This window comes from Caballeronia sp. (assembly GCF_049581465.1).
Lineage (GTDB): Bacteria > Pseudomonadota > Gammaproteobacteria > Burkholderiales > Burkholderiaceae > Caballeronia.
Genome location: NZ_JBAUSA010000384.1, coordinates 1 through 1,827, shown reverse-complemented (window position 1 = coordinate 1,827; position 1,827 = coordinate 1). Strand labels below are relative to the sequence as shown.

Here is a 1,827-nt window from a genome sequence, read left to right as displayed (position 1 = left end):
GCGCTGCGCCGAGGCCGTATTTCAGGTCGGGCGGAGCGATACTGATCCGCCAGATGTTCCAGGTCGGGCCGATCGCGGCGCCATAGAGGATCATCGCGGCGCCAAGACCGATAAAAATCATCGTCGTGACGCCGAAGAAGCCGACGTAGAACGGGCCGACCCAGAAGTCGAACAAGTCGCCGCCGACGAGCGTCCCACCCCGCACACGGTACTTGCGCTCAAAATTCAGCATCGCCACGGTAGTGCCTCCCGACGCGTCCTAGTCATTCCCGTCTGCGGCATGAATCGCGTCCGGGTTGGAGTTGTGAGCGGGCGCGTCAAGCGCGCCCGTCCACGGAGTCTGGATCCCGACGATCGTCACCCGATGTCAGTCACCACCAACGACTGAATCGTCGGGTTGATCTGACCGGTCTTGAGCGGATGGCCCTCCAACCAGTTGAACCGATCCGTGCTCAAGAGGATGAAGTGAATGACGAGCGCCAGGATGAACAGAAACGCGAACAGCCCGATGAGCGCGCGTCGCGGATCAAAGAGTAACCAAATCCGATACATTTACGTTCTCCTTAGCCGATGAGAGAGAGCGCGCTGTGCGCCGCGCTCATCGCGCCGTCGAGCAACGCATAGCCTTTCGCCCCGGGAATCCAGGGACGCCACATCCAAACGAGGATGTGAGCGATGATCGCGATGACGGTGAACACGATGAAGCTCGTCACGAACAGCGAATGGAACTCTTGCGCTTCCGCCTCCGTTAATCCGGATAAGGAAGATCTATCGTCGCTGGCCATATGTTGACCTCCTGTTGCCTTGCCGTGAACGCCTTTCACAGCGACTTCGTCGCGACGTCTGTCGCGACTGGCGTTCCGCGCGGCGCCGCCGCCGCCCGGATCACTGCAGCATCGCTATGGCCAGCAACGCGTAAGACGTCGCGATCGACGCTTGGGATTTGGCCTCGGCGAAGCAAGCCCTCTGAGTCGAAGGGGCGGTGTCGCGCTTCAATCCGCGAACGGTTCGGCGAGCCCCTTCGTATAGGAAGAAGAAGGGAAGCAGCGCGAAGCAAAGCAGACGCCCATCCGTGCCGCGGGCGCTTTGCGCTAGGTCCGTCTTCAACGCCATTTCCATCGTTCGTCTCCTCGATCGGCCTTGGTTCGCCGCCTCAATGGTTCAAGCTTCAGCCTCGCTCCGCCACGTCGTTCTCACGCAGCGAGTCCTTCGACCAGGATCGATTGAGCGCGTTCGACGCACGCAACGCTTACGATCTCATCGCCGGCTTTTCGGGCACCGCGCTCCGCGGCGTCGCGGAGCCGCTTGGCCGCGGAAATGCGCAAGAGAACCGGAGACGAGTCGACGATTTCGTTGAGCCGCGTTATCGCAGCGGAATCCCACTCCAGCTCGCGATGAATGCGAGCGGGAGTGGCCTCGACCTTGTCCAGTTCCGTTCCGAGCGGAAGGATGTTGAACAGGGCGTCGAAGAGGGCGTTGCAGACTTCCTGGATGATGTAGGTCGCGCCGGCGTAACCCATGAAGGGCGTTCCGGTGTGGCGGCGAATGATAGCGCCAGGAAAGGACGCCGGGATATAGATCGCCTTCGCGCCGGCTTCGGCGAGATAGAGGCGTTCGTTGTAACTCCCGAACATCACCAGCGGAGTCTTGGTCCGGACAGCCTCCCGGACCGCCTCATTGTCCGTCTTCTCGCCTGGCCGGCGCGGGATCGCGAACATGCAGGGCACGCCCATCTCCTCTTCGAGGAAATGCCTGACGCCGCGCGCGTAGGTCTCGTTGGCGACGATGGCGAATGTCGCGGTGCCAAAAAAATCCTGCGTAACCGAC

4 protein-coding genes and 1 pseudogene are annotated in these 1,827 nt (G+C 61.5%); all 5 read right to left on the bottom strand.

Annotation, left to right across the window (positions count from 1 at the left end; translation table 11 throughout):
- Positions 1-232 (bottom strand): annotated as a pseudogene (locus tag WCA53_RS09555) (photosynthetic reaction center subunit L); the annotation flags it as partial.
- Positions 233-357: 125 nt separating this feature from the next.
- Complete coding sequence (pufA, locus tag WCA53_RS09550; protein ID WP_423908420.1) at positions 358-552, bottom strand: light-harvesting antenna LH1, alpha subunit; 195 nt, start codon at positions 550-552, stop codon at positions 358-360.
- Positions 553-563: 11 nt separating this feature from the next.
- Positions 564-785, bottom strand: a complete 222-nt coding sequence (pufB, locus tag WCA53_RS09545; protein WP_423908417.1) for a light-harvesting antenna LH1, beta subunit — start codon at positions 783-785, stop codon at positions 564-566.
- A gap of 100 nt (positions 786-885) precedes the next feature.
- Positions 886-1,119, bottom strand: a complete 234-nt coding sequence (locus WCA53_RS09540; RefSeq protein ID WP_423908414.1) for a hypothetical protein — start codon at positions 1,117-1,119, stop codon at positions 886-888.
- Between the two features lie 74 nt (positions 1,120-1,193).
- Positions 1,194-1,827, bottom strand: a 634-nt coding sequence (locus tag WCA53_RS09535) for a nitrogenase component 1 (RefSeq protein ID WP_423908411.1), incomplete at its 5' end; no start/stop codon positions are given.

What these genes read in the sequence shown, in the direction of transcription:
- pufA (WP_423908420.1), bottom strand. Translation starts at nt 552, where the DNA reads ATGTATCGGATTTGGTTACTCTTTGATCCGCGACGCGCGCTCATCGGG.
- pufB (WP_423908417.1), bottom strand. Translation starts at nt 785, where the DNA reads ATGGCCAGCGACGATAGATCTTCCTTATCCGGATTAACGGAGGCGGAA.
- WCA53_RS09540 (WP_423908414.1), bottom strand. Translation starts at nt 1,119, where the DNA reads ATGGAAATGGCGTTGAAGACGGACCTAGCGCAAAGCGCCCGCGGCACG.